Source organism: Psychrobacter sp. NPDC078409, assembly GCF_050268505.1.
Lineage (GTDB): Bacteria > Pseudomonadota > Gammaproteobacteria > Pseudomonadales > Moraxellaceae > Psychrobacter.
On sequence record NZ_JBNNGW010000002.1, the window covers coordinates 352880 to 375183 of the forward strand.

Consider the following 22304-nt stretch of genomic DNA (forward strand, 5'->3'; position numbering starts at 1 on the left):
CAAGCAAGGCGAGTGAAATTACTACCAGTAGTAGGCTAAGCAAAACTGGCACCGTATCCGATTTATAGGGCATTAACTCTAGTCACAGAAGTCTAAAACGGGTACAAGACAGCCGACTACAGATTGTACAAATAGTACGTCTAAGGAGAGTAACGCCGTAGCAGTTTAGTAGTTCTCTGACTATATAGCTGAACCAAGGGTGCTATTTTGCTATGCTAGAGGTTCCCTTGGTTCCGGATGTTTCAATATGCTAAATAAACCAATCTCCTTGTCGTCCCCTACCACACAATGGTCACATCTCCTTAATTCACAACGTCTTGGTGCTTCCAAAAAATTTAATGCCAATACCAGTACTCGTTCTCAGTTTCACAAAGACTATGACAGACTGGTATTTTCTCACTCTTTTCGCCAGCTAAATCAGAAAACCCAAGTCCATCCATTGACCAATCAGCTCGGTATTCATACGCGCCTGACTCACTCTCTAGAAGTTTCTTCTATTGGTCGCTCTTTGGGAATGATGGCTGCCGAAAAAATCCATGATGCACTAGGTAGCGGCCTACCAGCAGGAGTTTCACCAGCAGATGTTGGCGTGATTGTACAAGCAGCTTGTCTCGCTCATGATATTGGTAATCCACCTTTTGGCCACGCTGGAGAATATGCGATTCGTGATTGGTTTAGACAGCCTGAACCGCAAGCAATTTTACAAAATTTAAGCAGCAACGAGCGACTGGATTTACTGGCATACGAGGGTAATGCTCAAGGGTTTCGCCTATTGGCACGTAATGAGCATCATCCTGACAAGGGTGGTATGCGGCTCACCTGTGCCACGCTAGGCGCCTTTATGAAGTATCCGTGGTTGGCAACTCACAGTAACGATGTCAATGACAACCATTATAACGTGCAAAAATTTGGCTGCTTTTATAGCGAGGCGCCTCAACTAGAAGAGTTAGCTACGTGTTTGCACTTACCGCGCTCGGAGCAACACGATGGCTTTGCGCGCCATCCATTGGCTTACTTATTAGAAGCGGCAGATGATATCTGTTATGCGCTAATCGATTTAGAAGATGGCATCAATCTGAATATGCTAACCTATAGCGAAGTTGCCATGATATTTTATGAGCTGATTGGTGAACGTCCAAGCAGCGTAAACTTGCCAGCGCATATGTCTGTCAGACAAAGCCTCGCCTCCCTACGGGCACGAGCCATGATGCGTTTGGTCAATACCGTTACCGATGCTTTTGTATCCAACAGTGATGCATTACTAGCTGGCACGTTGCAAGGCAGCCTATTTGCTCATTGCGATACCAGCGTACAGAATGGTATCAATCAAGCTAAGCAATTAGCACGCGAAAAAATATTCAATCATCCGAGCAAAGTAAGAATGGAGCTGATGGCCAATCAATGCCTGCATAGCCTATTAAATGCCTTTATGCCACTCGCTTGGACTGGCTCCGAATCTGCCACTATGCAGCCGCCGATGTCTTTTGAGCAGCAACGTCTGTTAAAATTGCTACAGCCCCATCTTGACGAACATCGCCGCATATTGTCTGACGATATCTATCATAATGTCTTAAATATTTTGGATTTTATTACAGGTATGAATGACCATGAAGCTTATCGACTGGCGCAAGAACTGCAGGGTCATTGGGGCACAGTGGTTTAAAAGACCAATGAAGGTTTAGTAAATTAACACGAATGGCGTATTTCAGTCGTATTTGTGCGTTGAAATGAGTATGATAAACACCTACCGGACAATTTTGAAATATTATGAGCAGTCGCGAACAAAAGAAACTTCAAACTCGGCACGCCTTTTTTAATGCTGTGCTCGATTTATGTATGACAGGGCAATCTTTTAGCTCTATCAGTCTCAGACAAGTAACACGCGAGGTTGGCGTTGTGCCGACTGCGTTTTATCGCCATTTTGATGATATGGAGTCACTCGGGCGCGCTTTGGTCATTGAGGAATTGGGCGGCACATTAGCCACGTTAAGTGATAGCCTGCAGATTGGCCGCAAACGTAGCTTTGATCGTCAAATCGCAAAAAGTATTCAGCTGTTTTTGTATATGGTCAGCGATCAGCCTTATTACTGGCAGTTTTTGGTCAGTGAGCGTTATGGTGGATCAGAAGCAGTACGCAAAGCCATTAATGAGTTGATTAAGATACACGCTCAAGGTTTGGCAGACGACTTAGCGTTGCAGCCAGCGTTTACCCATATCAATGCTTATGACCGTCGCTTATTGGCTGAGGCTGGCGTAAATATGTTTTTCTCTTGGATTATTGATTGGCTAGAGCTGACTTACACGGAAGATCATGATGATGAAATTGATCTAAACGAAATTGAAGAGAACAAACAGCTAATGCTACATAACTGTACTCGTCAAGCACAGATGCTTTTTTACGGGGCTTATAATTGGAAGTCTAGCGAAGAAACACGTCTAAAAGACTAAATGTCGATCTCAATACCATCCGCTAAAAGCTCGGACGAAATGCCCATAGTCGCTGTGTCACTACTTTGACTTCCTTGGGCATTTTACTGTCTACCTCACTACTATTACTCGCCTGATTATTATTAGCTGTCTGACTACTATTAACTGCTTGATTATTATCAACGACAGCTTTACTAATCAAAACAGTGGCAAAACGCTCTTTCGCCTGACCGACTGTTGCATTATCAGTCGCTGTGATAAGCGCCATAAATGCTTGGCTATCAACGGCAAGCGTTGGTGTTAACGCTTTTCGTTGCTCATCATTTACACTGCCAAATATCGGTAATTGCCATACTGCATCAATAGACGTCAGCGCCTGCTGCGCGCGCATATCTACCAGTGCTTGCATCTGTTGGCTGTTAGCACCATCAACTAGTGCGGCTAACAATACGGGACTGGCAGTATTAATATTAATCGGCACATAATAAGGCACCGCGGTAAGATAAGGCCGTAATACTGCTAATGTCTCAGCACTCACCCCTTTCACCTCTAGTAGCTGATCGATGCTAACAAAAGGCTGATTTGGCAAAGCATTTGTTGCTACAGCGTTTGACTGCTGCGCATATACCGTACTTTCATCACCGCCATCTTGATATACCTCGCCGTCTGCATCTTGCCAATCAAGTATAGTAATAGCGATATCAGGCTCTAGATTTAGTTGCGTGAGTAGTCGTTGGAATACTTCTAAAGCAGTGGTGTTGGCCGCCCCACCTTGATACAAGTTATTAATGTTAAAACGACCAGACTCATCGCGTAGCTCGATGCTGACACTGTGACTAGCCAATGTATAAGGTGGTATAGGCTGCGCCCAGATATCTTGCGCACTATCCGTATCATTGAGGTTGCTATCAGCGCGAATCATCATCACTGCCAACTGTTGACCTGCATCGATATCTTGCAGCAACTGATTTTGATCGAATAACAGACCACTACGCCTAATTGCAATTTTTTGGCTAGCAAGCATCGACCCTGCAACCACAGTAATACTTACTACCAATAATAAGATAGTCAGCAGCGCAACACCGCGTTGAGAGTTCGCAGTCATATACATACATAGCCTTTGTTATTGAGCAATTGATGCATTTTAACTACTACCTTCTCAATTATTCGTTCTCGCACTGCTATTATTGTCACTACTATCATTACCGCTGTTGTCATTATTGGCATTATCATTGCTACTATCATCTGTATCATTGGCTGTGCTTTGACTATTGCTATGCGATATCGGTTGTGGGGCAAGTGCCCATTGCCAAGTGATTGGTATGTCTTGGTATGTAAAGCTAACCACTACTCCTTTCGGTAATAAAACAGCTGTGGGCTTAGGACTCGCCGTATTCGCTGATTGTCTCACCGCGGTATTTGTACTACTACCACTGTTAGCGTCATCGCTCGGAAACTTGGTACTTAGCTCTGGTAGATAAGCTTGCCAGCTTCCTGCTATGACACCTTCGAGCAATACGCTGTCTAGGCTGATGCTGTCACGCCCGCCTTCCATACTGGTATATTGGCGACGTATCAAACGCTCATCCGCAAAAATATATTCGATACGTTGGATGCTATTACTATTCTGATATCTTGGATCAGGATCGGCAAAGCGTACAAAGCTGATATGCTCTCCATCTAAGCTCATAAAGGGCTCAGGCGCTATCTCGCTTATTTGCTCGCTTGATTGGGGTTTATTGTTTGCTACACTAACACTTTGAGTAGTCGACGCTTGATAAGGGATAATTTGACCCATATCTTGCTGTAACTGTAAATAAGCGTACTGCAAGACAGCCAGATTGTCAGCATGGAATTGTGCGCGCTCACGAGCACGGTTGACCCCATCAAACACTTGCCAGCCTGCAACGGCTAACATCGCAAATATTGCCATGGCAACCATTAGCTCAAGCAGTGTAAAACCACGCTGATGCCTCACAGACCGCCCCCGGCCTGCTCGCTATTACCCATCATGTTTAGACCACTCAAATCCAAACTGCCCGTATCTTGCTCAGTATTACTTAGCATCACAGTGATATCAGTGACTGATGTACGCGTCTGTCCATCTATAATAGGCGAAACTGCGATATTTACTTCTTTTAGGGCAGGTGTGATGGCGTCACCGACTGTCATTGCTATTTGCCAATCATGCCCTTGTGAATTAACGGTTTGGGTGCGGTTGGCTGTCAGCCACGTCTCTTGAATACGTAAATCAGCGGCGGCATTTTGAGCGACGAAGTGAGCAAGCGTACGAGTACGCAATATATCAACTGAGCTCAGATATGCACTACTGGCACGGCTCGCCGCGACTGCTACCACTGCCAAAATAGCCAGAGCAACCATCACTTCGATAAGGGTAAAGCCGCTCTCGCGCCCAGACTTGAGTGATATAGATTTTGGTGACATAGGCTGGCTTGTCATAGGAGGTTTGTATAATTTAGTCACTATAACCTCTGTCCGATTCGCATGCTACCATCTGGCATTATGGTAATCACCTCGCCCACTAAACGCGAATCGTGAAGTACTTCAATGGTGACAGGCGTTGCTTGTCCTGTACCAAACCACAATACCTGCGGTACGTTTTGATCGCTAAACCAAGGCTGCAACGTTTGGGTTCGTCCCATATTTTGTAAACTACTAGAATCCAAATTTTGAACTCTAATACTTACGCCAGTAGGCAGTGCAGGTAAGCTAACACTCGACTCAACCTCCCAACTTGGCGTTGGTTTTTGCTCATCAGTAGAGCCTGATAGACCAGCAACCTCTGCCGACAGCTCCATAGCATTCTTAGGCTGACTGTCGGTGCTATCTAGCGTCATATTAGTTTTCTGATACGCAACATATGGATTTGATAGGGTAACGATGACTGGCTCTACTTGTCCTTGCTTATCTGCCTGCATACGCAAACCCATCGGCTGCATACGTTCAGCCGACAATAGGCGAACGTAGCTCAACGAATCGGTAAGATGCTCATAAAAAGCGCGGTTTTTGCGGGATTCACTGCTACCGACAGACAAACTCATTATGCCAGCAAATATAGATAAGATAACCACTACCACCACGATTTCTACCAATGTAAAACCAGTCTGTGTCCGACTGTTTATTGGTGAGACTGATGTTAAGTGATAGGTATTAGTTGATATAGAGACGCAGCGGCGACAATGGCCTGTAGGGCTTATATCTAAGCAATTTGACTGAGACGTTTGACTAATTAGAGTAAAAGAGCAAATAGCCGCTGAACTGGACTGAGTCTTGACAGTGACCGGCATATTGCACCTATAAGCCCAATTTTAATTGTCGCAGAATGAGAAAGGGTTTTAAAGAATGTAGAGGATATATGAATTCGTGCTGCAATAGTAAGCATTACAACACGATTTATTAAAGCCGAAAAAGGTTCACAACCCAAAAATTACTTGCTACTTTATTAATAACTACTTTAGTAGTTGGTATTACGGTGCTCTTCTGATTCAGTATCGATTTGCTCTACCAGCTCTTGCATATCCTCATCCATGACCTCTTCATCATCAGCAGGATAATGGCTTGGCAACTCTAGCACTTGCTGAACAAAGGCATAACGCAGCGTATCACGGCGACCTAAGTAGCGTTGGTAAAAGCTTGAGTTTAAGAGCCCTGCACCGCCCTGACCAATTGCCCAAATAGACGATAGATAATCACGAGTACTCAAATTACTGTGCTCATCTTTTAGGTATGCGCTAATAATATCAATCAAACGCTTCATGCGCTGGCGACGGATATCATATAACTCACCAAACAAACGATTGAGCCCAGTCACTGATGCTGCCAGACGCTCTTCGATTTGGTTCAATAGCATGGCTTTTTGCGGGTTGAACAACTGCTGAAAAATCATACGGGCAACGCCTGCTGACGGGCAGTCATCAATACGGTTAATCTCAAACAATTGCTCTTCGTAACGAATAATAATACGCAGATAAAGCTCATCTTTACTGGAGAAATGCTTGTACAGGGTGCCTTTAGCCAAATCGAGCTGATCTGCCAAACTGTCTAAAGTGATATCACCATCGCCTGACTCAAGTAGCAATTGTTCTGCCATCGCTAAGATGTTCTCTTCTCGTGCCTTGAACTGGTGCTGACGACTCATAATCTCTCCTAAAACATGACAAGATTAAGCATATGACCATCAATTATGTGCGTACATTTGGCAATGAGCGTATAAAACTATACAAGAACTGCTGAAATACCATAAAAGGGATATGCTTATATTTACAAATAGTCATTGATAATCATATAGTTACATTTAGTAATTCAAATACTAAAGGGGGATTGAACTATGAGACCATCACATAAATGACTGACTGGTCATAGCATAACCATTTTAGTGATACTGTGCCAGTAAATTTTCAAAGTTTTTTGCGGTTAATGCTCCGACCTCGTTACTATCACAACCATACATATCTGCGATAAAGCTTGCGACGTAGGGTACGTAGGCGGGCTCATTGGGACGACCACGCTTAGGCACAGGCGCCAGATATGGACTATCTGTTTCAATCAAGATTCTGTCTCTAGGCGTATGTCGTGCAGCGTCTTGGATACTTTGGGCACTTTTGAAACTGACAATACCTGAGAAGGAGATATAAAATCCTAAATCTAAAGCACGTTTCGCAGTCTCCCAATCTTCAGTGAAACAATGGATAATACCATGCTCAGCACCTTCACTTTTTAAGATATCGATTGTATCTTCTTTTGCATCACGCATGTGTATGACAAGCGGTTTTTTTAGTTGCTGACTGGCATGGATATGACGTGCAAGACTGTCTTGCTGCTCTTTTTTATTTTCTGTAGACCAGTAGTAATCTAGCCCTGTCTCGCCTATTGCCCATACATGCTCTTTATCAGCAGTCTCTATTAGACGCTCAACCGTCGCTGATTTCAGTACATCGATATCTTCGCAAGGATGGATTCCTACACTCATCCCTAGATTTAGCGTCTCGTCACCATAGGTGCTCACAATATTGGCAATCTCATCATATTCTGCAAAATCACACATGATTGCCATCGCACGGGTAACATTAGCAGTTTTCATGGCGTCAATCGCGCCAGATAATTTACCATCGTATTTCGTCAAATCTAAACGGTTGAGGTGGCAATGAGTATCTGTAAACATAAATAATCTCGTTGTTAAAACTTTCTCAATTAAAAGTCTGGGAGTTAAAAATTTAAATCTTATTTGCATTGATTGCTGTGAAGGAAGCTGTTTTCAAGTAGCATCGTATTTCCTATTTTTAAAAACCTATTCACTAATGCACGTCCTAATACATGAGACTAATTAAGAGGCACGACTCGCATCACCTCTTCTATGGTTGTCACGCCTTCACTAATACGTTTTGCACCTGATAGACGTAATGGCTGTAGACCTTCACGATAGGCTTGTTGTTTGAGCACATCTAAATTTGTATCGGCTGCGACCAGTTTTTTTAATTCGTTAGACAACGGCATAATCTCGTATAGGCCGACTCGTCCCTGATAACCAGTATGTCGACAATGCTCGCAGCCTTGAGCCATATAAATTTGTGCTGGGGCAGGTGCGCGCCAAGGTTGTACCAACTCCTGCCATTGAATGGCAATCTCACTGTCTGGCACAACGTCTACCGCTTTTTTGCAATGCGGGCATAGCGTACGTAACAAGCGCTGTGCCATTACGCCTAAGATAGTTGCTGATGTCAAAAATGGCTGAATCCCCAAATCATGCAAGCGAGTGATTGAACTTGGCGCATCGTTAGTATGTAGTGTCGAGAGCACCAAATGCCCTGTCAATGAGGCTTGTACTGCCATATTGGCTGTTTCAGCATCACGAATCTCTCCTACCATAATGATGTCAGGATCTTGACGCATCAAGGAGCGAATGCCGTCTGCAAAGTTTAAATCAACGCCTGGATTTACTTGCATTTGGTTAAATGCAGGTTCAATCATTTCAATAGGATCTTCAATGGTACAGACATTGACTTGTTCAGTCGCTAACTGCTTGAGAGTACTATACAAGGTCGTGGTCTTACCTGAACCTGTAGGCCCAGTGACCAAAATAATGCCGTTTGGATGAGCAGTCAATTCATGCCACGTTTCAAGCTGCTTGCCGGATAGACCAAGCTGAGCAAAGGAACGTACCAGTACTTCAGGATCGAACACCCGCATGACCAACTTTTCACCAAACGCGGTTGGCATAGTCGATAAACGAAGTTCTGTCTCTAACCCCTTCGGCGTTCGCGTCTTTAAACGACCGTCTTGTGGTTTACGCTTTTCTGCAACATTTAGCCGTCCTAAAATTTTGATACGTGCGGTCACCGCGACGATGATTGCCAATGGCATCTCATACACCGTATGAAGTACACCATCGATACGGAAGCGCACCTTACCTGTCTCACGGCGTGGCTCTAAATGGATATCACTAGCTCGTTGCTCAAAGGCATATTGCAACAGCCAATCAACAACTCTGACAATATGCTGGTCATTGGCATCAGGGTTGGTATTGTCACCCAATTGCAATAATGCTTCGACATTGGTCACATCGGCAGCTGCACGCTTATGGACACTATTTGCGCCTGCAATCGCTTGGGTGACTTGATAGAACTCTTGACGGTAGCGTTTGATCTGCTCAGGATTGATATAGACCGTACGATAGCTTTTTGATTTGATCAATTTTTCAATACTTGAGTGCCAGTCAGTATAAAAAGGCTGATCCGTTCCGATAATCACTTCGTCTACAGCGACCTCAATCGGTAAAATATGCTGTGAGCGTGCATATTCAAATGACATTAATTGTGTGACTGCAGGGACATCAACTTTTAGAGGATCAATACGAACGAGAGTCATGTCTGCTTTAGCCGCCAACCATTGGTTGAGCCAAGCCAAAGTTAACTTATTTTCAGCGCTATTGTCCGTCGCATGGCCATTTGGCAAGCCAAACTCACTAATCGTTAGTAGAGGATGCTGCGCTTTGTCGCGACGGCTAGTAATGACTAGGTTATAGCCGCGTTGGTCAATCACTTTATCTGCCAATAGCTCATCTAGACACCAACGCAAATCAATCACTATCGAGTACTGTTGAGCAGACATATCTCTCTTCTTCTATTATTTTAAAATGTGTTGTCAAAAACGCTACCGATGTAAGCCAGCTACACCGCAACTACAGCAGTTATCTGTAGCTGTCCTGATTCTATCAACTGAAAACTCACATCAACGGATTTATAACGCATAACAAATGGCATGGCTATCTCTGTCCGTCGATAAGCTGGACGCGGGTCTTGGGCAATTAGCTCTTTGATAATGCTCATATCTGAGCCTATCAATCGACTTTGTATATGATGAATCGTAGACGCAACTGTCGCACTATTCGATCCAGTGTTTGCGTCTTTAATACTTGTATCATCATTATTAGCATTACTAGGCTCGTTTGCGCTTACTAGCATCATAAACTGTTCGTTAGCGGCATCGGTCACGGTTACGTTTAATAACTCTGGAGCAGTTGGTGCAAAACCACTCTCTACCTGAATCAGCGCATCACTATAGGCCACATATGGCTTTATATCGATGATTGGCGTGCCATCTATCATATCAGCACCTTTGATAATCAATAATACACGACCTTGAACTATTTTGACTTGCTCGAGCTTGACGACAGATAGGCCTAGGCCTGAAGGACGATACATGCTTCGACTGGCAAACACCCCTATTTTTTGATTACCGCCCAATCTTGGTGGGCGTACTTGAGCGCGAAAACTAGTACTGGTTTCATTACTGTTTTTATATCGATAATTATGATGAAACTGCCAACTCACCCATATATGGCTAAACTTATCCAAACCATCACATGCAGCTGGCGTATCATATGGCGCTAACATCTCAATGACACTAGTCAAAGCGACTAGGTTTGGCTGGCGCGGCGCACCGAATTTTTGTGAAAGCGGAGCATGATGATAGCCAATAACAGGAGCTTGATGGTAGTTATCTAACAGGGAATTCTCATCAAGCATATACCAACTCCAGTAATACAAAACTGCCCTGATAAAGCAGTTTTGCCAAATGATACAAAATTACTCACTAACGATATTCCATTTTATCATGCTAGACAATCGCTGCTAGACGGATTTTTATTTTAAAGTTTGGTATTATGAGCAAGAAATTTGATGAGAGTCATTTACATTTGGATGATATGACCAGTAATGCTGTCATCGTTGACGCAAATCTACTATGTCTAATGACGTAATAGCTGGCTATATATAAGCTGATAAACCAGCTGTATTACGCTTACTCATCATTTACTCGTTCATAAAAATAGCAGTTTCGACAACGATTAAAAGACTGATACGTTTTTATAATGTTCAATTTAACATTGAAAATTCTGATTTAATGCTTATTCAGACTTAACACACAAATAACAACTTATTAACGAGGACTTTATGTCAAAACTTCGCACCGAAACGGTCACAGAGGTTCATCACTGGAATGACTCTCTATTTAGTATCAAAACCACTCGTGACGATGGCTTACGCTTTCGTAATGGCGAATTTGCGATGATTGGACTTGTTGTTGATGGCAAGCCACTACTACGCGCTTATTCAATTGCCAGCCCTAACTATGAAGATCATTTAGAATTCTTCTCTATTAAAGTTCAAGATGGTCCGTTAACTTCGCGCTTACAGCATATCAAAGTAGGTGATGAGCTGTTAGTCAGTAAAAAACCAACGGGCACACTAGTATTGGACGATCTGCTACCAGGTAAGAATCTGTATATGCTTTCTACTGGTACTGGCCTTGCTCCTTTCTTGTCACTAGCACGTGATCCTGAAGTGTATGAGCGTTTTGACAAAATCATCTTAGTACATGGCGTACGTCATGTTCATGATTTGGCTTATCGTGAGATGTTTGAAAATGAGCTGCCTGATGATGAAATCTTTGGTGAATGGTTCCGCGAAAAATTCATCTATTATCCAACTGTTACGCGTGAAGAATTCAGAAACCAAGGACGTGTCACTGATTTGATGAAATCAGGCAAATTGTTTGAAGATATTGGTTTACCACCAATGAATAAGGATGATGACCGCGTCATGCTTTGTGGCAGTATGCCGTTTAATGCTGAGGTTTCTGCTATTTTAGATGACTTCGGCCTGACTGTTTCACCACGTATGGGTGTGCAAGCAGATTACGCAGTTGAGCGTGCCTTTGTCGGCTAGAATGATGCTATTTAGCATCATTAGAATAAATGAAAAATTGTATAAAATAATACTTGACGCATGTAAATAGGCTGCTATAATACGCAGCCTATACAGTCAACACTGTAACCCAATTCGGTAATATTTAGTTAATAATTATTATCACCTAACATGCCAGTGTGATGGAATTGGTAGACATGACGGATTCAAAATCCGTTGCCTTTAAAAGCGTGTCGGTTCGAGTCCGACCACTGGTACCAATATATAGTTCTATAACTACTTATAGAGCAGCTAAAGCCCCTGATATCAGGGGCTTTGTTGTATCTGGCGTTCCATACTGTCCCATGAATCTATCCTAATCCATGCATCTGATGTACACTACTATGTACACTGGTTTTTAAATGTACATTGGAGATGTCAGTCATGGAAGCACGCAAGCCAATCAGCTCTGACCGTAGCATCAGCAGTCATAAAGCCGATGATAAAGAATATCTGGTCTCTGTAAAAAATCATCCTATGCTTTATCTCATGGTTAGACCTAACGGCACTAAATCTTGGGTTTATCGCTACCTGTCTCCTACTCATTCAAAAAACAAACGTATATCGCTTGGCGTGTATCCAAACGTATCGTTTTCACGTGCCTGTGAAATTTGGCGTGAATATGAAGAGCTATTAAGCCGTAGCATTGACCCCAAAAACCATCGTGAAGAATTGAAGAAAAGTCTTGTTAGTAAAACTAAAAATTCTTTTAATCATTTTGCTTGGGAGTATTTTGAAGGACTAGAGAAGACTCAAAAAGGTAATACGTTAATTCGTAAAAGAGGCCGTTTAGAGCTTATATGCTCCTATATTGGTAATGAACCTATTAGTGAAATTGGCTCACCTAGAATGCTCGAAGTGTTACTAGACATCCAAGCTAACTCATTAAATAAAGTTGGCAAACCCACGGATAAAGCTGAACGCTGTGCAGGCATCGCTAGTGACGTATTTATCTATGCTGGAGCTCGTGGATTCTGTAGCAGCAATCCTGCGGCGCTTATTAAGAGTCAATTAGCTAAGTCTAGCTATGGTCATCGTCCTGCTATCACTAATCCTAAAGATTTGGGCAAACTACTGCGAGCTGTTGAAACCATAGAAGGCGATCCGAACACGATTAACTCCCTTAGGCTATTGGCATTACTATTCGTACGTAACGGTGATCTACGCCGTATGAGATGGGCTGATGTTGATCTAGAGGCTGGTAGGTGGCAATTAAAGCCATTAAAAGGCCAAGGTAAGGTAACTATGGTTAAAGATATGGTCGTCCCCTTACCTGATCAAGCTGTAGCTATACTACGTGAACAGCAAAAAATTAATGGCCATACCGAATATGTCTTTTTTAGCCAAACCGCAAAAAAGCACCAGATCATCTCTGAGAATACAGCAAACAAACGTCTCAAGGATTTAGGTTATCAAAACATACATTGTGCTCATGGCTTTAGAGCGACAGCAAAGACACTCCTACAAGAGCAGTTAAAGTATCCGCTTGTGCTTGTAGAGATGGCATTGGGTCATACCACTAAAGATCCTAACGGCTCAGCTTACGGTCGATTTGAGTACATTGATGATCGTAGTGATATGATGCAGAAGTGGGCTGACTATTTAGACGCTTTGAGAGAAGAAAGAGATACGGCAGAGTTTAGATATGATGCAGAAACAAAAACTGATCCTATGGTTCAGCTTCAGGCACTGATTGATCATTTAGGAGAGGATAAAGTACGTGAGCTATTAAACCAATAATTTTGAAACAGATAGAGTAAAGTTAAATACAGTGATGCTATATAGTGTCGCTCGAAACTGAGATCTCAGTATTAATGTATCATTGAAAATAATAGTTGTGAATAACCATGAAAGATAAATCTGAAATTCTTTGTAAAGCAGAGGAACTAATTCGACCATTAGCAGAGCCTCACATACCTGATGGAACAGAAGTACAAGCCGTGATTGACCAGTGGTTACACGCTTTAGCTACAGATAGTCAGTTGTTTTGTGACTCACGTCTTGCTAAACCAGAAGAACTTAAAAACGATGTAATCTCTATACTTAAAGACGGCAAGGTCTATAAAAGTAGAACTGATTTTTTTAAAATAGTTTTTGATGGTTTGCAATTAAAACCAAACGAAGAAGCAAAGTTCACATTTATTGATTTATTTGCTGGTATTGGTGGTATGAGACTTGGGTTTCAAAATACTGGTGGAGTCTGTGTTTTCTCTTCTGAATTCGACAAACACGCTCAACAAACCTACCAAAGAAACCATGGAGAATATCCATTTGGTGATATTACTTTAATTGACCCAAAGAACATACCTAAACATGATATTTTACTTGCAGGATTTCCTTGTCAGCCCTTTTCTCATGCTGGTCTGAAACTAGGAATCGAAGATACTAGGGGTACGTTATTCCATGATATTGCAAATATTCTTGATCAAAAAAGACCTAGATTTGCTGTATTGGAAAATGTTAAAGGTTTGATTAGTCATGATAAAGGCCACACTCTCAAAGTCATTTTAAATACGCTGACACAAATCGGTTATAGCTGTAATATCCCAAAAGAAGTTATTGAGGAAGGGACTACTAAAGAGATTCAAACATTAGCCAAGAAAATGATATTAAAATCTATTGATTTTGGCATCCCTCAGAATAGGCAAAGAATTTATATTGTGCTTTGGAGAAACGGTGAAATTGATGAGTTCTTATATCCAGAGAGCCTTGGATTGGATACTCGTTTGGGTGATATATTAGAAGGGACTCCAGACCCTAAGCTAACTATATCTGATCGTTTATGGGCTGGTCATCAGCGCCGAAAAATACAAAACAAGAAAAACGGTAAAGGTTTTGGTTATGGTTTAGTATCTCCAGAATCATCTTATACTAATACAATCTCGGCTAGATACTATAAGGATGGTAGTGAGATTTTAATTGAACAGCCTAATCGAAACCCAAGGAAAGTAAGTCCAAGGGAAGCTGCTCGGTTACAGGGATTTCCAGATGATTTTGAATATAGCGATTCGAATACTCAAGCATATAAGCAATTTGGTAATAGTGTAACCGTTAATGTTATTAACGCTCTAGCTGAAAAAATCCAAACAAACTTTAATTAAATGTGAGGCGTTATGTTGCAGTCGCTAAAAGATATCATAGTGGTTGAGCCATTAGTTAATCGCAATACATTACATGACTATAAGATCTCTAATACATCAAAAAATATACTAGCAAACTCCCTTGATAGTACGAGTTACCAGTTTAGTACTTATACTTCGTTTGCTATAACAAGACAAGCTACAGAGACGAGAACAGAAAATTATGCTGTAATACCAAATCAATACTTTTTATACGCTTGTCAGTTATATCAGTTTGCTACAGAACTATATAAATATATAGAGTTATTTGAGAAGGTAAAATCATTAGCTAGTCAGCTTATTGGCAATTATCAACAAATCAAAACTGCTATAAATAACAATCAAATTTTAAAAGATCATTTCAACTCGAACAGTGCTGATATAGAGCTTTTTGCGAAATTTCTTGATCAAGATGATAGTTCATTTAGACTAGGGGCAAAGCAGCTCATTCTTCCTAGTCAGAATGGAAACAGAATGACTGTCAGAGGTAAAAAGGAATGCTTTGGTTCTGTTTTGCTACAAAAAATCAATCTTCCTAATGCATCCTCTAGCATATTCGGTGATTTAGTTTATGATCTATGTGTTGAGAAACGTGCTTTTAAGGTTTTACTAGATGAATATAATAGACTTCAGGCCTTTCCTGTATATTCACGCCCTGTAAATACAGTTGAGCTATCCAAACCCTTCCTACTCCTAGCTGGTATCTCTGGTACTGGCAAAACTCGCTTTGTCCGTGAGCAAGCCAAAGCCACAGGCAGTCTTAATGACACTTACCGCCTGATCTCCGTACGTCCTGACTGGCATGAACCCAGCGATATACTTGGCTATACCTCGCGCTTAGGCGGTGATGGTGACGCTGAATATATTACCACTGACGTACTACAATTCATTGCTAAATCATGGCGTGCCATTATTAATGCAGGTCTTGAGCTAGAGGCTGAGGGTAATGGTCTTGCTGTCATGGGTGGCAAAGGCGAGCTTGAGCAAGTATTGCCTTACTGGCTATGCTTGGATGAAATGAATTTAGCCCCTGTTGAGCAATACTTTGCCGACTATCTATCGGTTCTAGAGACTCGCGAATGGCAGTGGGAGGATGAACAATTCACTTATTGCTGCGATTCTCTTTTAAAGTCAGAGACCATCAAACAATTAGATGATAAAAGCAAATTACGTGATGCATTAGGATTTGCAGATGAACAGTACGATGATGCTTGGGACTTGTTCTGCGAGCATGGGTTGGGTCTGCCCTTTAATTTAATCGTAGCTGGTACGGTCAATATGGATGAAACTACACATGGTTTTTCGCGTAAGGTTATCGATCGTGCTTTGAGTTTTGATTTTGGCGACTTTTTCCCTAATGAATTTGATAACTTTTTTGAACCGACGGTCACTCATAACGCCTTGAGCTACCCTATTTACTCTCAAGCCACTACCGATCAGCTCCCTACGATAGATAGTGACGGCAACAGAAGTATTGGTTTTCTAAAATCAATTAATAAAGTATTAGATGATACACCTTTTCAACTGGCTTTTAGAGCATTGAATGAGCTACTGCTTGCTGTGATTAGCGCCTATCCTGAAGATGAGAAGCAACTGCAAGCTGTATGGGATGACTTTTTGATGTGCAAAGTATTACCACGCATCGAAGGAGATCATGACAAGTTAGCAGTTATAGATGATTCTGTTAGTAGTCATGAGAAGTCGTTACTCACAGAATTAACCGCTATCTTAAAGCAAGAACTTGTTGATATTTGGTCTATGGAAGACGATCAAGATAAACTACGTCCTGATTTATATCGTAAAAATATAGATGGTAGCGTATTAAATATCACTTGTCGTAGCAAGGCTAAACTGGCTTGGATGCAACAACGTTTAGAGCGTTCTGGCTTTACTAGCTTTTGGCCATAAGACTTGCAATTATAGAATAGATATAGCAAAACCAATGGAGTAATAATGCCAGATCTGTTAAGGATACAAACCCCTGATTTTGAGCTGTCCATTTGGTGCAATGACATTGAGAAACGTCAAAAGACCTATCAGTCTACTTTAGAGAAACGTGAGGCCATAAGCGATCATAATGCTCAACCATCTATAGTGCGCTTTTCTCCGCCCTTAGATATTCTCAACACTGATTTTATGGATAAACCCTTTGCTATAGAAGGCAGCTCAACTCCTTCGGGCTTGGTAGAGTCTTTAGAATTAGATGATTTTATCTTTTTTGAGAACCTTCAATATCAGTTTGAAGTCATCTTTACTGGTGACGTGGAAGAAGCGTATCTGAGCCATCGTAGCCACGCTATTAACAAGAGCTTTCGGTTTATTAAGGCAAATAAACAACGTTCAACGCTAGCACGCCTAACAGGTACGATCAATACTGCAAATGATGTTGGTTGGCTACGCCTACCCTTTAATTACATCAAGTCATCTCAAACCCTTAAAAGTACCATTGCTTTTGAAGTGCTACCTACTAAGATGAGTTTGCATGATGACTTACCTAAGATGTATCAGGCTATTGATAATTCCTTTCCACTTTGGCGATTTAGTTTGGTCGAAAAGACCGAACAAGATAGCGCGCAAACCAAACAACGTCATAAGTTTCCACTGCTTTGGCTGGCAAACTTCAGTCATTTGCGTCATCAACTGTCTCATGCCTTAAAGGTTATTAGCCAAGCACCGCATAGTCGCTTACAGGCTCAAACGTCTTATACCAAAGCTGCGAGAATAAAAGGCAAAATATCTGCACGATTAGGAGAAAAAATAAAGGAAGATCTCGATAAGGGTCTGCATGAACAGCGTTATCGAGTCACAAAAAAACAGCTCAGTGTTGATACTCCAGAAAATCGTTTTATCAAAATGGTTGTATCCACTACCAAAAAACGACTGGCTGATTTTGAGCATAAGCTTAGGCAAGATAATAAAAAACCAAGCTCTCAAAGACTATCAAATGCATTCTTAGATGAGCTTAATCAGTGGCAACAACCCTTACAAAAGATGCTAAAACAAGGCTTTATGGCTAATGTTGGTAACTATAATGGTAATGGTCGAGAATCATTGGTGTTGCAACAAAAGGTAGGCTACAGTTCAGTATATAGAATTTGGCAGGAGTTAAAGTTTTACTTGGATATGTTTGATAATCAATCTAGCATTTCTATGAAGTCAGTTGCAGAAATCTATGAGGTGTGGTGTTTTTTGACTTTAAGAAATATCTTAATAGATGAGTTAGGCTTTAATGAGGTCTCTACTAAGAAACAAGAATTACAACTTAAGAAATTTTTTGAATATCAGCTAAAAGACGGTTTTTCTGGTGCATTTAAATTTGAACGTGATGATGGCGTGAAAGTTAGATTGGCTCATGAACCGCCATTCAATAAAACTACTAAACCGATTCGAACTTATTCTGTCAGCCAAAAACCTGATATTTTATTAGAAGTTACCTTCCCTAATGATAGACGGTTTATCTGGTTATTTGATGCAAAATATAGGATCTCCAATATCAAAACAAACAATAAAAACCAATATATTGGCAAACCTACTGAAGATGAGCTAAATCTGTGGCTAAATAAAACAGAGGAAGAAAAGAAAAATTCTACATTCTTCATTGAAGATGGTGTACCTGATGATGCCATCAATCAGATGCACCGTTACCGTGATGCATTGATCCATGTTAATGAAAGCACACACAAAAACGGTGTGGATAAGAGCCGCCCTGTTTTCGGTGCCTTTGCGTTATATCCTGGCTATTTTGATCAGATAAGTAAAGCCAACCCTTACTCTGATACTATCGATGAAATAAGTATTGGTGCTTTTGCGTTATTACCTAGCCTAACTCAAAACAGTACAGAAGCTGATAACAGCTGCTATTGGCTACTAAATTTCTTACGTCAAAATATCGGTAAACGTATTTCTAGTGATGTATCAGACTTAGCGCCCCCTCAATACAAGTCCAGTATGGAAGAAAATATTTACCTACAGGATGCCGTGCGTATTCCGTACGATGGTATGCGACAAGTACTGTATAAAGACTTAACTCTAACGCTAACTGTAGATAAAAGTGATAGCGATTATAGTCTTATTAAAGACGGTACTGTTGCGCTCTATACTTTATCTAAAGACAGTTTATTCACTAGATATGACTACCATGTTTTAAAAGAAGTTCGCTATTTAAGCTTAGCTCTATGTTCTGATCTCGACTCTAACTGTTGCGACATTGAATATGTATGGCCTGTGAAAAAAATGGTCGCTCTCACAGACCATTTTATTTTTGAGCTTGATCAGCCGTTAAAGTTACAAAGCAAAATCAATAACGTACCTGATTCTACTCAACAATACTTTAAGCTGACCACTTTAAGATGCTTACAAAGCGTCAGTGACTTCAACGATATTGAACCAGTATATCAAGAGTTGTGTTCCAAGATAACGGTCTCATAGCAACCAATCGTAGCTCAAGTCAAAGCAACCGTCATAATAAAGTTTATTTGAGTACAAATTATTTATAAAAAACAAGGAAAGCATCAATGTCAGATTCTACTTTATGCTCCGCTACTGAGTTTATCAAAAATAGCAATCTGAACATTAATGATCTATTTGAGCTTGGATACTTCTCTATATCTGTAGCTTACTACAAGCAAGCAAATCTGGAACGAGGACAAGGTAATGAAGCTTTAGCTAATGCGTTACAACTTGCTTCAGATATTTGCTCAATGGCAATCAATCCAAGTAGTCCTAACGATCCTTTTAAGGCTGGCACCACTTACTCTGATGGAAATACTATTCAGCGATCAGCTATTCCAGATGATTTAACAAGTGAACAGCTAGATTTCATAGCAGGTGTTTATACTGACATAACAGACCCTATGATTAGAGCTCGCTTTGCTGACATACTTTGGTTATGCGCAAGTCCAAGAAAAGTCGATTACGCACAAGCTGCTATAGAAAGCTATATGCAACTTCCGATCGACCCTGAAACATGGCACCCTGATATAAAACAGTGCTGGGAACGATGCGTTCAGTTAGCTAGACAAACAAAAGATCGTCAAAAAATACAAAATATCGAGTCAATACTAAAAATTGCTTTTGAAAAATATTACTCAGATAGCCATTTTATGAATCTCTGGCTTGGTGAGATGATTGGACATCACCATCTACTTAGAGACGACCTGACAAAAATTTCAGAAGAGCTATGTGGTCATGGTATAAACCTTTTAAATTCAGGTAACTATTGGAAAGCTCGTGATCATCTTGCTGTGGCTGAAAAGTTTTTTAGGGCTCAACAAGAAGATGATAAGTGGCTAAACTGTTTGCTCTTGTCAGCTGAATGCTTTGTACTTGAAGGTGATTCTCAAGTAACAAATAATATTCAAGGTCAAATGGCTGCTAATCATAGCTATGAAAATGCTCTTCAGACTTATCGAAAAGTTCCAAAAGCGAAGAGAAGTTTGTACGCTGTTAATGAGAAGATGGTTTCTGTCAGAGATAAGATTATTGAAACAGGTCACAACATATTAGATGAAATGCCTGTTTTTCAGCTACCCAGTGTTGATATAACTGACACCGTTAAGGCGTCTATAGAACATGTATCAGATAAGCAAGATCTAAATAATGCTTTATTATATTTTACTACCTTTCCTTCTCCCATATATAAAGACCTGCGATCTCAAGCCTTAGAAAGTCACCAACAGTATTTTCTGAGTAGCTTGTTTGGTAACATTCATTATTCTGGAGATGGGCGAGTTACTGCTAAAACTCCAGCATTAGGTCTTGATTACAAAACAGAAGAAGAAAGCGAACCAGCAATATTTAGTAAAATGACTCAAGACTTTCAGTTAAACATACAGTTTATGGTGCAAGGAAGCATCGTCCCAGCATTAAACCAAATACTTATGGATTTTAGAGTAACAAAGGAGTACTTAATACAGCTATGTAAACTTTCACCCATAGTTCCTAAAGGTCGAGAGTACCTTTTAGCTAGTGCTCTATGGAGCGGTTTTGAGCACGACTTTAGAAACAGCATTCATTTACTTGCTCCTCAAGTCGAACATATAGTGAGAATTTGTTTAAAAAATAATGGCGTTCATACCACTACTATCGATAAAGGTGGTATTGAAAATGAAAATGGTTTATCAACATTGCTCAAGCATGAGCAAGCTGAGGAGGTACTAGGTGAAGACCTACTGTTCGAATTAAAAGCTGTCTTCACCGAATCTATTGGCGCTAACTTACGCAACGATGTTGCTCACGGTTTACTGGATGATCAAAGCTCTGGTTCTCAAGTATCGATTTATGCGTGGTGGATGATTTTGAGATTGGTAGTCAGGTCGTTATTTGACTCTAGCACATCTAATGTTGAATAAATTTTTTAAGTCTAAAGTCCAAGTGCATTATTCACGGAATAATCTTCCATACCTAAAAAGCACCCCCTCATCGTCATCCGATCAAAGCTATATACATGAGCATGAGGCGCTTCCCTACAGCGCCCTACTAGCGGCTGCTTTTGATCTGGTTTACCTTTAGCAAGCTCGATTACGCCAGAGCAAATTGGACAGGTTGCAGTGAACTCTGTAATCCTTGCTATGTTGAGCTTATCTTTATTTCGGTACATTTCAATATCTGCATTATCGACATTGATATTAGCAAAGAACATAGGCGCTTTAACGACACGGTGATAAGGCAACATATATAGTGGCATAAAAAAATACCGCCAGTTTAGATAAGCTACAGGAATGAATGCTACGAAAAGCATAGCTTGCCAAAGCTTAAAATTTTGTAATTCGCTTAGTAATAGGATGACAAGTAACGCAAAGATAGCAACACAGATATCTACCAAAAAACTTAGCATCAGCAAGATCATTAGCAAAATGCCTCGAAAGCTTAAGATCTTTAGCTCACCTTCTTTGAAGAATAGCTTAGTGAATAAAGATGGCTTAATCTCAGAAGTCGCTTTGCGCTCATAAGTAATACTACTTAAATCTTCATAATCCTCAGATTCAAAGACAGCAGATTTAGCTATCTGCTCTTCCTCATTTTCAATAGCTCTAATACTCATCCACACGTAGGTTTTGTTTTTGGCACCACCCTCTGATACAGATGAAATAACTTCTGGTAAATAACCTATATCCTTAAAAGCCTGTTTACAGTCTGGTTGTGATTCGATAAATTTTTCTAACTCTACATTTAATCTATCCGTTTTTATCTTATTTTTAGCAACTTGACTGCTCACAGTATTTTTATTCACGCCCCTCGCTTTGGCATAGATATCTTGTCTTGATAACTTATTAGGTTCAAACCCTTCATCCGAATACTTTATTTTGTTGAGCTGTGCTTCGACTATTATTCTGAGGCAATGATCATAAAAAGTATTTCTTGGAAAATTAAGAAATTGTTTTTCGAGCTCTTCAAAGACACCTAAGTACATGTTTTTCATAGTTAAATACCGATTAAAATCCTATTACGCCCCCAATAGCAGTCTGTTTTAGAGGCAGAATTCTTCTCATAATTA

17 protein-coding genes and 1 tRNA gene are annotated in these 22304 nt (G+C 40.7%); 9 read left to right on the plus strand and 9 right to left on the minus strand.

From position 1 onward, the window contains the following. The first annotated feature begins 247 nt into the window (after positions 1-247). Together ACQKC9_RS04535 and ACQKC9_RS04540 are read left to right on the plus strand one after the other, a co-directional pair. A complete protein-coding gene (locus tag ACQKC9_RS04535; protein ID WP_427620660.1) occupies positions 248-1663 on the plus strand; it encodes a deoxyguanosinetriphosphate triphosphohydrolase in 1416 nt (471 codons plus the stop codon). Positions 1664-1767: 104 nt separating this feature from the next. After that, positions 1768-2448 (plus strand): TetR family transcriptional regulator, encoded by a 681-nt coding sequence (locus ACQKC9_RS04540; protein ID WP_057759356.1) that lies wholly within the window; start codon positions 1768-1770, stop codon positions 2446-2448. Positions 2449-2470: 22 nt separating this feature from the next. On the opposite strand, the gene gspK is transcribed toward ACQKC9_RS04540, so the two are convergent. The 8 genes from gspK to tsaA all read right to left on the minus strand — a co-directional run bounded on the left by gspK (position 2471) and on the right by tsaA (position 10472). Next, positions 2471-3532 carry a type II secretion system minor pseudopilin GspK gene (gene gspK, locus ACQKC9_RS04545; RefSeq protein WP_427620661.1) on the minus strand — a complete coding sequence of 354 codons (1062 nt, stop codon included), beginning with the start codon at positions 3530-3532 and terminating at the stop codon, positions 2471-2473. Positions 3533-3586: 54 nt separating this feature from the next. Continuing rightward, the gene (gene gspJ / locus ACQKC9_RS04550; protein ID WP_427620662.1) at positions 3587-4405 is read right to left on the minus strand and encodes a type II secretion system minor pseudopilin GspJ; all 819 of its coding nucleotides are present in this window, start codon (positions 4403-4405) and stop codon (positions 3587-3589) included. Continuing rightward, complete coding sequence (gspI, locus tag ACQKC9_RS04555) at positions 4402-4872, minus strand: type II secretion system minor pseudopilin GspI (RefSeq protein WP_427620663.1); 471 nt, start codon at positions 4870-4872, stop codon at positions 4402-4404. Before gspI ends, gspJ begins: the two co-directional genes overlap by 4 nt. A gap of 38 nt (positions 4873-4910) precedes the next feature. Continuing rightward, complete coding sequence (locus tag ACQKC9_RS04560) at positions 4911-5540, minus strand: prepilin-type N-terminal cleavage/methylation domain-containing protein (RefSeq protein ID WP_427620664.1); 630 nt, start codon at positions 5538-5540, stop codon at positions 4911-4913. A 362-nt stretch (positions 5541-5902) separates the two neighbouring features. Beyond that, positions 5903-6586 carry a TetR/AcrR family transcriptional regulator gene (locus tag ACQKC9_RS04565; protein WP_057759351.1) on the minus strand — a complete coding sequence of 228 codons (684 nt, stop codon included), beginning with the start codon at positions 6584-6586 and terminating at the stop codon, positions 5903-5905. A gap of 234 nt (positions 6587-6820) precedes the next feature. Next, entirely contained in the window at positions 6821-7609 is a 789-nt protein-coding gene (locus tag ACQKC9_RS04570; RefSeq protein WP_427620665.1) for a TatD family hydrolase, read from the minus strand. Between the two features lie 158 nt (positions 7610-7767). Further along, positions 7768-9555, minus strand: a complete 1788-nt coding sequence (locus ACQKC9_RS04575; protein WP_394124215.1) for a GspE/PulE family protein — start codon at positions 9553-9555, stop codon at positions 7768-7770. A gap of 59 nt (positions 9556-9614) precedes the next feature. Beyond that, positions 9615-10472, minus strand: coding sequence for a tRNA (N6-threonylcarbamoyladenosine(37)-N6)-methyltransferase TrmO (gene tsaA / locus ACQKC9_RS04580; protein WP_427620666.1), 858 nt, complete (start codon positions 10470-10472; stop codon positions 9615-9617). A gap of 426 nt (positions 10473-10898) precedes the next feature. On the opposite strand from tsaA, the gene ACQKC9_RS04585 reads away from it, so the two are divergent. The 7 genes from ACQKC9_RS04585 to ACQKC9_RS04615 all read left to right on the plus strand — a co-directional run bounded on the left by ACQKC9_RS04585 (position 10899) and on the right by ACQKC9_RS04615 (position 21159). After that, complete coding sequence (locus ACQKC9_RS04585; protein WP_427620667.1) at positions 10899-11672, plus strand: ferredoxin--NADP reductase; 774 nt, start codon at positions 10899-10901, stop codon at positions 11670-11672. Positions 11673-11824: 152 nt separating this feature from the next. Beyond that, positions 11825-11911 (plus strand) — tRNA-Leu (locus ACQKC9_RS04590). 163 nt (positions 11912-12074) lie between these two features. After that, a complete protein-coding gene (locus tag ACQKC9_RS04595; protein ID WP_427620668.1) occupies positions 12075-13430 on the plus strand; it encodes a tyrosine-type recombinase/integrase in 1356 nt (451 codons plus the stop codon). A gap of 107 nt (positions 13431-13537) precedes the next feature. Further along, positions 13538-14791, plus strand: a complete 1254-nt coding sequence (locus ACQKC9_RS04600; RefSeq protein ID WP_427620669.1) for a DNA cytosine methyltransferase — start codon at positions 13538-13540, stop codon at positions 14789-14791. A 492-nt stretch (positions 14792-15283) separates the two neighbouring features. Next, entirely contained in the window at positions 15284-16717 is a 1434-nt protein-coding gene (locus ACQKC9_RS04605; RefSeq protein WP_427620670.1) for an McrB family protein, read from the plus strand. A 45-nt stretch (positions 16718-16762) separates the two neighbouring features. Next, positions 16763-19237 carry a DUF2357 domain-containing protein gene (locus ACQKC9_RS04610; protein ID WP_427620671.1) on the plus strand — a complete coding sequence of 825 codons (2475 nt, stop codon included), beginning with the start codon at positions 16763-16765 and terminating at the stop codon, positions 19235-19237. 86 nt (positions 19238-19323) lie between these two features. Then, positions 19324-21159 carry a DUF4209 domain-containing protein gene (locus ACQKC9_RS04615; protein WP_427620672.1) on the plus strand — a complete coding sequence of 612 codons (1836 nt, stop codon included), beginning with the start codon at positions 19324-19326 and terminating at the stop codon, positions 21157-21159. 11 nt (positions 21160-21170) lie between these two features. Here ACQKC9_RS04615 and ACQKC9_RS04620 read toward each other — a convergent pair whose 3' ends face one another. After that, the gene (locus tag ACQKC9_RS04620) at positions 21171-22229 is read right to left on the minus strand and encodes a hypothetical protein (protein ID WP_427620673.1); all 1059 of its coding nucleotides are present in this window, start codon (positions 22227-22229) and stop codon (positions 21171-21173) included. Positions 22230-22304: the final 75 nt, after the last annotated feature.

What these genes read in the sequence shown, in the direction of transcription:
- ACQKC9_RS04585 (WP_427620667.1), top strand. Translation starts at nt 10,899, where the DNA reads ATGTCAAAACTTCGCACCGAAACGGTCACAGAGGTTCATCACTGGAAT.
- ACQKC9_RS04535 (WP_427620660.1), top strand. Translation starts at nt 248, where the DNA reads ATGCTAAATAAACCAATCTCCTTGTCGTCCCCTACCACACAATGGTCA.
- ACQKC9_RS04615 (WP_427620672.1), top strand. Translation starts at nt 19,324, where the DNA reads ATGTCAGATTCTACTTTATGCTCCGCTACTGAGTTTATCAAAAATAGC.
- ACQKC9_RS04575 (WP_394124215.1), bottom strand. Translation starts at nt 9,555, where the DNA reads ATGTCTGCTCAACAGTACTCGATAGTGATTGATTTGCGTTGGTGTCTA.
- ACQKC9_RS04595 (WP_427620668.1), top strand. Translation starts at nt 12,075, where the DNA reads ATGGAAGCACGCAAGCCAATCAGCTCTGACCGTAGCATCAGCAGTCAT.
- ACQKC9_RS04540 (WP_057759356.1), top strand. Translation starts at nt 1,768, where the DNA reads ATGAGCAGTCGCGAACAAAAGAAACTTCAAACTCGGCACGCCTTTTTT.
- ACQKC9_RS04565 (WP_057759351.1), bottom strand. Translation starts at nt 6,586, where the DNA reads ATGAGTCGTCAGCACCAGTTCAAGGCACGAGAAGAGAACATCTTAGCG.
- ACQKC9_RS04600 (WP_427620669.1), top strand. Translation starts at nt 13,538, where the DNA reads ATGAAAGATAAATCTGAAATTCTTTGTAAAGCAGAGGAACTAATTCGA.
- tsaA (WP_427620666.1), bottom strand. Translation starts at nt 10,472, where the DNA reads ATGCTTGATGAGAATTCCCTGTTAGATAACTACCATCAAGCTCCTGTT.
- gspI (WP_427620663.1), bottom strand. Translation starts at nt 4,872, where the DNA reads ATGTCACCAAAATCTATATCACTCAAGTCTGGGCGCGAGAGCGGCTTT.
- gspK (WP_427620661.1), bottom strand. Translation starts at nt 3,532, where the DNA reads ATGACTGCGAACTCTCAACGCGGTGTTGCGCTGCTGACTATCTTATTA.
- ACQKC9_RS04570 (WP_427620665.1), bottom strand. Translation starts at nt 7,609, where the DNA reads ATGTTTACAGATACTCATTGCCACCTCAACCGTTTAGATTTGACGAAA.
- ACQKC9_RS04610 (WP_427620671.1), top strand. Translation starts at nt 16,763, where the DNA reads ATGCCAGATCTGTTAAGGATACAAACCCCTGATTTTGAGCTGTCCATT.
- ACQKC9_RS04605 (WP_427620670.1), top strand. Translation starts at nt 15,284, where the DNA reads ATGACTGTCAGAGGTAAAAAGGAATGCTTTGGTTCTGTTTTGCTACAA.
- ACQKC9_RS04620 (WP_427620673.1), bottom strand. Translation starts at nt 22,229, where the DNA reads ATGAAAAACATGTACTTAGGTGTCTTTGAAGAGCTCGAAAAACAATTT.